Annotated in this window: 9 protein-coding genes; 2 read left to right on the top strand and 7 right to left on the bottom strand. The window is 65.2% G+C overall.

The features are described from left to right. Window positions 1-87 precede the first annotated feature (87 nt). The 3 genes from Q4G14_RS02215 to Q4G14_RS02205 form a co-directional block, all read right to left on the bottom strand. Window positions 88-681 (bottom strand): DUF1190 domain-containing protein, encoded by a 594-nt coding sequence (locus tag Q4G14_RS02215; protein ID WP_303360085.1) that lies wholly within the window; start codon window positions 679-681, stop codon window positions 88-90. Window positions 682-779: 98 nt separating this feature from the next. Continuing rightward, window positions 780-1037 (bottom strand): Lrp/AsnC ligand binding domain-containing protein, encoded by a 258-nt coding sequence (locus Q4G14_RS02210; RefSeq protein WP_303360084.1) that lies wholly within the window; start codon window positions 1035-1037, stop codon window positions 780-782. Beyond that, window positions 1037-1204, bottom strand: a complete 168-nt coding sequence (locus Q4G14_RS02205; protein ID WP_303360083.1) for an Lrp/AsnC family transcriptional regulator — start codon at window positions 1202-1204, stop codon at window positions 1037-1039. The genes Q4G14_RS02210 and Q4G14_RS02205 overlap by 1 nt, the downstream gene beginning before the upstream one ends. 113 nt (window positions 1205-1317) lie before the next feature. On the opposite strand from Q4G14_RS02205, the gene Q4G14_RS02200 reads away from it, so the two are divergent. Continuing rightward, window positions 1318-1632 (top strand): cupin, encoded by a 315-nt coding sequence (locus Q4G14_RS02200; RefSeq protein WP_303360082.1) that lies wholly within the window; start codon window positions 1318-1320, stop codon window positions 1630-1632. Window positions 1633-1637: 5 nt separating this feature from the next. Here the strand turns inward: Q4G14_RS02200 and Q4G14_RS02195 are convergent, their stop codons facing one another. From Q4G14_RS02195 to Q4G14_RS02185, 3 genes are read right to left on the bottom strand one after another with little or no spacing between them, the layout of a single operon-like run. Then, entirely contained in the window at window positions 1638-2855 is a 1218-nt protein-coding gene (locus tag Q4G14_RS02195; RefSeq protein WP_303360081.1) for a glutathionylspermidine synthase family protein, read from the bottom strand. Continuing rightward, window positions 2855-3598, bottom strand: coding sequence for a DUF1013 domain-containing protein (locus tag Q4G14_RS02190; RefSeq protein WP_303360080.1), 744 nt, complete (start codon window positions 3596-3598; stop codon window positions 2855-2857). Before Q4G14_RS02190 ends, Q4G14_RS02195 begins: the two co-directional genes overlap by 1 nt. 14 nt (window positions 3599-3612) lie before the next feature. Continuing rightward, on the bottom strand, window positions 3613-4533 hold the full coding sequence (locus tag Q4G14_RS02185; protein WP_303360079.1) for an MBL fold metallo-hydrolase: 921 nt from the start codon (window positions 4531-4533) through the stop codon (window positions 3613-3615). A gap of 143 nt (window positions 4534-4676) precedes the next feature. Here Q4G14_RS02185 and Q4G14_RS02180 point away from each other — a divergent pair, with 143 nt between their 5' ends. Then, window positions 4677-5318, top strand: a complete 642-nt coding sequence (locus Q4G14_RS02180) for a ribonuclease T2 (protein ID WP_303360078.1) — start codon at window positions 4677-4679, stop codon at window positions 5316-5318. 262 nt (window positions 5319-5580) lie between these two features. On the opposite strand, the gene Q4G14_RS02175 is transcribed toward Q4G14_RS02180, so the two are convergent. Beyond that, on the bottom strand, window positions 5581-7911 hold the full coding sequence (locus Q4G14_RS02175) for an aldehyde dehydrogenase family protein (protein ID WP_303360077.1): 2331 nt from the start codon (window positions 7909-7911) through the stop codon (window positions 5581-5583). Between the last annotated feature and the right edge of the window lie 4 nt (window positions 7912-7915).

The raw sequence follows: 7915 nt of genomic DNA, 5'->3' as shown, positions 1-7915 counted from the left end.
AAACGCCGCCAGAAACCCCACAAGCCCTTAAGTTAGCGCGTATGGGGCAAGCCCCGCCACCCTTCGGGTTACAGCGGCGGGCCGGCCTTAGCCGCCGGTGCTGCGGCTGCCGGTGCTGCGGGTGGTGGCGGTCTGGCCAAAGCCGCCGCGTTGAGCGACCTGTGCGCGGGTCATCGGCGGCTGGCCCATGGTGGTGGGGGCCTTGTTGAACGCGCCGGGCTGCATCTGGCCGGCGCCGCGATTATTGGCGACGCTGGTGCCGCCCGGCGTGGCAAAGCGTCCGTCCGCTGTGCGTGCCAGGGGCTGGCTGGCGACGCCGCGCCCGCCCATCATCTGCCCCAGCAGATAGCCCATCATCAGCGGCATGAAGATCGACCCGCCCCCGCCGCCCTGCGCGGTCTGCGCGGGATCGCCGCCGCAATTGCCCTGCCCGTGTTCCTGTTCGCACAGTTCGAGGCTTTCATAGCGCGGCGCGGTTTCCAGATGGTCCTGCGCCGCCTGCGCAAAGGCCACGCGGCAGTCGGATTCGGTGTAGAACAGGTTGCCCTGCTGGGCCGATGCGATGCAGGACGCCTCATCCGGGAACGCCTCGGCCGCGGTCTGTTCATCGCGGCATCCGGCAAGGGCGAAAGCGGTGCTGCCCAGAATGGCAAGGGCGACGGTGCGGGAACGTTTGCGCATGGGGTCTCCGGTGTTTTGGCGATATATAGGGGTTATCGGCGGCGAATGTCACCCCACAAGCGCCCGTCGATCACCATCAGCCCCGCGCCGATCAGCCGTCACGCCGCGCTGTAATGGCGCAAAACGATCCGGCTTTCATGCCCGGCAATCAGGTCCGAGACAGCAAGCTGATCGTTCAGGGCCGACAGCTCAGCCATGCCCGGCAGCGTGACCGAGACCACCGCGTCAATCTCTCCGACCAACGACATGACCGACAGGACGCCGGGCAGACTGGCCAACCAACGCAACGCCAAGTCGCAGGGACGCGCGGCGATCCGCACGAACAGCAGCGCATGGGCCAGCCCAGCCTGTTCCATCACGCGGCGTGATAGCCGGTAATGATCCCCGCGGCCTCTAGCGCAGCGATGCGCCCCTGAACCGCCGGGCGTGACAGGCCGATTTCTCGCCCGATGGCAGCGGCGCTGATGCGCCCGTCTTTTTCAAGCAGGGCAAGGATACGCAGGTTGGTTCTGTCGATCTGCATGGCACAAAGAACGTTTCGCAATCACATCCCGACGCTGCGCAAGGTGACGCGGCGCGGGCGCTGGTGTCTTGTCGGCCATAACATGAGTTGGCCACAGCATGAAAGGAACGGCGATGCGCGTGATTTCACCCAAGGATTTTACCGCAACCCGCGCATGGGGCGCGATGAACATCGAACGAATCAGTGGCGCCACGACCGTGCGGCTTCACTGGACCGATCAGCCCTATGAATGGCACGTCAACGATGGCCCCGAAGTCTTTGTCGTTCTGGATGGCGCGGTCGATATGCACGCAAGGGAAGGCGGCATCGTCACCATTCACCATCTGAACCCCGGCGATATTTTCCATGCCAGAGAGGGCGGCGAACATGTCGCCCGCCCCTGCGGCATCGCGCGGGTGCTGGTAATCGAACGGGAGGGGAGCGTTTAGCCCCCTTAATCCCGAATGAAATGCGGCTTGAAGCGCGACAGATCCTGCGTGATGCGGCTGGCGTCTTCGCGGATGCCCATGCCCGCGCAGGTTTCCCCCACGATCCATGCGCCGATGATCGGGCGGAAACCGTCCATCACCGGCAGCGGGGCGTATTCCTGCACGATCATCGGCTGGTCGTCGTAATCGCGGTTCGGGGCGGTTTCGGTGGGGGTGCCGTTTTCAATAATCTGGACCGAGGCGCCCTCGCGGGAAAAGATCGGCTTGACCACATGGCCGCGTTTCAGCCGGTCGGCCACATCGGCAAAGCCCGGTGCCACCGACACGCCGCGCCCGGTCAGCGCCTCGGCCACATCGTCAAGGAAAAAGGCGGGCAGCAGGTTCGGGTGGCCCGGCGCGATCTGCCACAACACCGGCAGGATCGCCTTGTTCGAAACCAGCGCCTTCCACGCCGGTTCGATCATCTGCACCTGCGCGCCGGCGATATGATCGGCAAAGGGATCGCGCAGCAGGTCTTCCCATGGATACAGCTTGAACAGCGTGCCGATGACGCGATCTTCGGCATCGGTGAACTGGCCGCGATCCGACAGGCCGATGCTTTCCAGATCGGTGTAATGCGCGCCAAGCCCGGCCTCGCGCGCGGCCCATGCCATTGCCTCGACGGTGGCGTAATCCTCGGGCGTGTCTTTCATCGCGGCGAAATGCACGTCGGTATCAGCGGGCAGGATCGCGCCCCAGCGTTCGACCAAAGCTTCGTGAATGCCGTTGAACTGATCGTCCCCGGAATGCAGCACCCCGGCGGCGATCTGCTGTTCCAGCCACAGCCACTGAAACGACGCCGATTCATACAGCGAAGTCGGCGTGTCGGCGTTGTATTCCAACAGCTTGGCCGGGCCAGAACCGTCATAGGCCAGATCCATGCGGCCATAGACCTCGGGCTGGGCGGCGTCCCAACTGTCGGCCACCAGATCCCAATGCGCGCGCGGCAGACCCATGCGCGACATCAGCGATTCATCGGTCACGATCCGGCCCACCGCCTCGCGGCAGAGGGCGTGCAGGTCGGTGGCGGGGTCTTCGATGCGGCTTTCCACCTCGGCCAGCGAAAATTCATAGGCCGAGGTTTCGTCCCAATAAGGCTCGCCGTGCATATCGGCGAAGGTAAAGCCCAGCCTTTCGGCCTCGGACCGCCAGCCGGGGCGTTCAGGCAGGGCCAGCTTGCGCATCAGTCTTCGTCGTCCTCGTCATCATCGCCGGGCAGGTTGAAGAAGCTGTCGGCGTCCAGTTCGCGTTCGGGCTGCTGGTCTTCGGGTTCGTCCGTCAGGCGGAAGTTTTCCAGCCCGGCGATGGCGGTCGGCAAGCGCGCCTCGCCACCCATGGCCAGCGAGGTTTCGGTGCTGACCAGCTTGCGCCGTTCGTCATCGGTCATCACGCCGCCTTCGGCCGATTTCTTCTGCGCGGCCTTTTGCACGGCAGCGTCCAGTTCGGTCTGACGGCACAGCCCCAGCGCCACCGGGTCGATGGGCTGGATATTGGCGATGTTCCAGTGGGTCCGTTCGCGGATGGCCTGAATGGTCGGCTTGGTGGTGCCAACCAGCTTGGCGATCTGGGCATCGGCCAGTTCCGGGTGGAACTTGACCAGCCACAGAATCGCCGCCGGGCGATCCTGCCGTTTCGACAGCGGCGTATAACGCGGCCCGCGCCGCTTTTCCTCGCCATCGGCGGCGGGGTTGTGTTTCAACTTCAGCTTGTAGGTGGGGCTGGCCTCGCCGCGCTTGATTTCTTCGGGGTCAAGCTGGTTCGAGGCGATGGGGTCATAGCCCTTGACCCCGGTCGCCACGTCGCCATCGGCGATGCCCTGCACTTCCAGTTCGTGCAGACCGCAGAAATCGCCGATCTGCTTAAAGCTGAGGGTGGTGTTATCGACCAGCCAGACAGCGGTCGCCTTGGCCATAAGCGGCTTGTTCATGATTATCTCCTTAATCAGCCGTCGAACTGATAGCTGGCGGGAACAAAGCGGAAGGTAGTGTCCCCGGTGCGCGCAATAAAGCCCAAAGCCGGGAACGGCATGTGATAACCGACAAAAGGCAGACGCTCATCGGCCAGACGGGCCAGAACCCGCTGCCGCGTGGCAGCGCCCGCCTGTTGGTCGGTATCGAAACGCACATGCCAGTCGGGGCGCTGCACCGAATAGACATAGTGGTTGAAGCTGTCGCCGGAAACCAGCAGGCGCTGCCCCTGACTTTCCAGCAGATAGGTCGTGTGGCCGGGGGTATGGCCATAGGCGGCCTCGGCCGTGATGCCGGGCAGCACCTGTTCGCCATCACCGATCAGCCGCGCGGCCCCGATCAGCGGCGCGACCTTGGCGGTATAGGCATCATTGGGATTGGCGGCCCAGTGGTCGTTTTCCAGCCGCGGCACGATCAGTTCGGCATTGGGAAAGGTCGGGCTGTCGCCCTCCATCAGCCCGCCCACATGGTCGCCGTGCATATGGGTCAGCACGACATGGGTCACATCCTCGGGCGCATGACCGGCCTCGGCCAGCGCGGCGCGGGTCATCGCAGCCTCTATCCCGGCATCGAACAGCACCAGCGCATCGGGCGTTTTCACCAACGTCATGGTAAAGGAGCTGCCGGTCCGGTCTGACGGGACGAAATTGTCGTGGCTGATCTGTTCGAACTCTGCCGGGTCAGCGTTCAGGCCAAAGGTCTGGATCGGCGCATCCCGCATCCCGCTGCCGCCCAGCAGGGTGGTGATCTGGAAATCACCCAGCCGGATGGAATGCACGCGCCCCATGACCGGCACAGCATCGTCCGCCAGCGACAGGCGCGGCATCGCCATCAGAACCGGCAAAGCCGTTCCAAGGGCGATCAGGCTGCGGCGGGTCAAAGCGCGGCGGTTCATCTTGGTCTCCTTCATGCATGACTGCTTACGCCGGGAAAACGGCGTGGGCGCTGCCCGGTCTCGCGTTTTCAGGAAAATTCGCAAGGCTTGTATCGCAAGGGCAGCCGGGGGAAAAGAGAAAAATCCTTTCCACGGGGGCAGAGATGGCAGGAAAATGGATCATGGCGCTGACCTTTGCCGGGGCACTGGCGGGCACGGCGGCTGCGCGCGATGTGGCGGGGCAGTTCGATTACTATGTTCTGGCGCTGTCATGGTCGCCCAGCTGGTGCGCCAGCACCGGGGATGATCGGGGCGCCGATCAATGCGCGACAGGGCAGCGCATCGGCTTTGTCGTGCATGGGCTGTGGCCGCAATATGAACGCGGCTGGCCAGAACGCTGCGCAACTGGCGAGCGCGATCCGTCCCGCCGTGAAAGCCAGGCCATGGCCGACATCATGGGATCGGGCGGGCTGGCGTGGTATCAGTGGCAGAAACACGGCCGCTGCTCCGGCCTTTCGGCGCGGGGGTATTACGCCACGACACGTCAGGCGCTGGACAAGATCGCCATTCCGCAAGTTTTCAGCCGCCTGAACAAAGACATCCGCCTGCCCCCCGCCGTCGTCGAGGATGCCTTCATCGAAGCCAACCCGAACCTGAGCCGCGACGGCATCACCGTCACCTGCCGCGACAGCGCCCTGCAAGAAGTCCGCATCTGCCTGACCCGAGACCTGGAGCCACGCGATTGCGCCATGGACACAAGACGCGACTGCCCGCTGCCTGCGGTGACGATGGCGCCTCCGCGATAGGGCAGGACCGGGGGTTTCACACCCCCGGACCCCCGTGGGATATTTATCGGACCAAAGATGAGGCGCAGCTTTACCTGATCTTAACCCCCGGCTCGCTATAAAAGAATCACGGAACAGGCGGGGACGCCGATGGCCGTGACCGAAGATGCCACACCCTCCCCGGACATGCGCCGGGGCTGGGTGTGTGCCGGGCCATCTTTGGTCCGATAAATATCCCCGCCGGAGGCTCCGGCAGGGCAGCAGGGGCTTTGGGTTGGCATTATCAATAGGCGGCGCCGCCGGCTCCGGCAGGCAGGGCGCCATAGGGCAACCAGACGGTTTTCATCTGCACGGCGCGACGCAGGAACGGCTCGCCCTGTGCGTGGGCATTGGTCCAGTTCAAAGCGGGAACGGGCCAGACGGGTTTAAGATTTCCGCAGGCTGCGCGTTCGGCGGATTGCAGGCCGTCGGCTGTGCCGTGATACCACAGGGCTGCCACCTCATCATGGGCGGCCAGCGTTTGGGCCAGATCTTCGCGCGGGCCGGTCAGGATGTTGACCACGCCACCGGGCAGATCGGATGTATCCATGATCTGCGACAAATCGAACAGCACCATCGGATCGTCCTGTGCAGCCACGGCCACCACGGCATTGCCCATGGCGATGGCGGGCAGGACCAGCGACACGAATCCGGCCAGCGGGGCGCTGTTGGGGCAAACGGTTCCGATCACGCCAAAGGCTTCGGGGATCACATTCACCAGATGACCCGGTTTGGTCTGGACGTTGCGGCCGTCGAATTTGTCGGCCCAGGCCGCATAGTGAAAGACCCGCGCGATGGCCGCATCCGCTTCGGGGCGAGAGGTGCGGGCGCTCAGATCGGCGCGGCGCTGCGCCATGTTCTCGGCCAGAAAATACAGCACCTGCGCGCGGGCGTGCCCCCCCATAGCCGCCCATTTGGCCGCTGCCTTGATCGCCGCCTCGACGGCGTTTCGTGCATCCTTGCGTCCGGTCAGCGGGGCCAGCCCGCCCGGCACGGCATACATCTGCCCGCCGTCGGGGCGTTTCTGCGCGCCGCCGATATACAGCTTGGCGGTGCGGTCGATGCCATCGCCTCCCTGCCCTGCCCCCGGCACCACCACCGGCGCAGCGGGTGTGGAAATCTTTTCCGTTTTACCAAAAGGCACGGCCAGATAATCCTGCATCCCGGCAAAGCCGCCCTCGCGTCCAAAGCCGCTTTCCCGCATCCCGCCAAAGGGCGCAGCCGCGTCGAACAGGTTGGCGGCGTTGATCCAGACCACGCCCGCCTTGATCCGCGCGGCCAGATCGGTCGCCACCGCCGCGCTTTCCGACCAGACCGAGGCCGCCAGCCCATAGCGGGTGTTATTGGCCAGCTCGACCGCCTCATCCGCGGTGCGGAAGGTGGTCAGCGTGGCGATAGGGCCAAAGATTTCCGTGTCGAACGCAGGATTGGCCGGCGTCACGCCGCGCAGATAGCCGGGCGCGATAAAGCAGCCATCCGCCGCACCGCCGACCAGTTCCGCCCCGGCCGCAACCGATTGGGCACAAAGGCGCTGAATCCGGTCGTGCTGCACCGGGTCCACAATCGCGCCAACATCGGTGGATTTGTCCAGCGGCAGGCCAACACGCAGCCGGGCCATACGGGCGCGCAGCAGCGTCTCGAACCGCTCGGCCACCGCTTCGGCCACCAGCAGGCGCGATCCGGCGCAGCAGACCTGCCCCTGATTGAACCAGATCGAATCGACCACGCCTTCCACCGCCGCGTCCAGATCGGCGTCGGGCATGACGACAAAGGGCGATTTCCCGCCCAGTTCCAGCGTCAGCGCCCGGCCCGTTCCAGCCAGTGTTTCGGCAATGCCGCGCCCCACCTCGGTCGAGCCGGTAAAGGCGATCTTGTCCACATCCGCCGCAACCAGCGCCGCGCCGGTGTCGCCATCGCCGGTGACGATGTTCACCACGCCGGGCGGCAGCCCCGCCTCGGCACAGAGTTCGGCAAAGGCCAGCGCGGTCAGCGGCGTATATTCGGCGGGCTTCAGCACCACGGTATTCCCGGCAGCCAGCGCGGGGGCGATCTTCCACGCCAGCATCAGCAGCGGAAAGTTCCACGGGATGATCGCGCCGACCACACCCAGCGGCGTGTGCCCCGCAAAGGTGCTGTCGCGCAGTTCGGCCCAGCCCGCGTGGTGGTAAAAGTGCCGCGCGGCCAGCGGAATATCCACGTCGCGCGCCTCGCGGATGGGTTTGCCGTTGTCCAGCACCTCCAGCACGGACAGGAACCGTTCGCGTTTCTGGATATGCCGGGCCAGCGCATACAGATGCCGCGCACGGTCGTGGCCGGGCAGCGCCGCCCAACCCTTGGCCGCCTTGCGCGCCGCCTTGACCGCCGCCGCCACGTCATCCGCCGTCCCCTGCGTGACCTGCGCCAGAACCGCACCCGTGGACGGGTCGCGGGTGTCGAACAGCGCGCCGGGCCTGGTAAAGGCCCCGCCGATGAAATGGCCAAAGGCGCGCCCCGACAGCCAGTCGCGCACCAAACCCGCATCCTCGGACGAAGGGCCGTAATCCAGATGTTCCATGATCTCGCTCACGCTGGACATGTTT

Origin of the sequence: Paracoccus sp. (in: a-proteobacteria) (genome assembly GCF_030538755.1) — a bacterium.
Classification (GTDB): domain Bacteria; phylum Pseudomonadota; class Alphaproteobacteria; order Rhodobacterales; family Rhodobacteraceae; genus Paracoccus.
This window is presented reverse-complemented; position numbering and strand designations above follow the sequence as displayed.

Excerpts from the sequence above, each read along its gene's own strand:
- Q4G14_RS02215 (WP_303360085.1), bottom strand. The coding sequence starts at position 681 with ATGCGCAAACGTTCCCGCACCGTCGCCCTTGCCATTCTGGGCAGCACC.
- Q4G14_RS02210 (WP_303360084.1), bottom strand. The coding sequence starts at position 1,037 with ATGGAACAGGCTGGGCTGGCCCATGCGCTGCTGTTCGTGCGGATCGCC.
- Q4G14_RS02205 (WP_303360083.1), bottom strand. The coding sequence starts at position 1,204 with ATGCAGATCGACAGAACCAACCTGCGTATCCTTGCCCTGCTTGAAAAA.
- Q4G14_RS02200 (WP_303360082.1), top strand. The coding sequence starts at position 1,318 with ATGCGCGTGATTTCACCCAAGGATTTTACCGCAACCCGCGCATGGGGC.
- Q4G14_RS02195 (WP_303360081.1), bottom strand. The coding sequence starts at position 2,855 with ATGCGCAAGCTGGCCCTGCCTGAACGCCCCGGCTGGCGGTCCGAGGCC.
- Q4G14_RS02190 (WP_303360080.1), bottom strand. The coding sequence starts at position 3,598 with ATGAACAAGCCGCTTATGGCCAAGGCGACCGCTGTCTGGCTGGTCGAT.
- Q4G14_RS02185 (WP_303360079.1), bottom strand. The coding sequence starts at position 4,533 with ATGAACCGCCGCGCTTTGACCCGCCGCAGCCTGATCGCCCTTGGAACG.
- Q4G14_RS02180 (WP_303360078.1), top strand. The coding sequence starts at position 4,677 with ATGGCAGGAAAATGGATCATGGCGCTGACCTTTGCCGGGGCACTGGCG.
- Q4G14_RS02175 (WP_303360077.1), bottom strand. The coding sequence starts at position 7,911 with ATGTCCAGCGTGAGCGAGATCATGGAACATCTGGATTACGGCCCTTCG.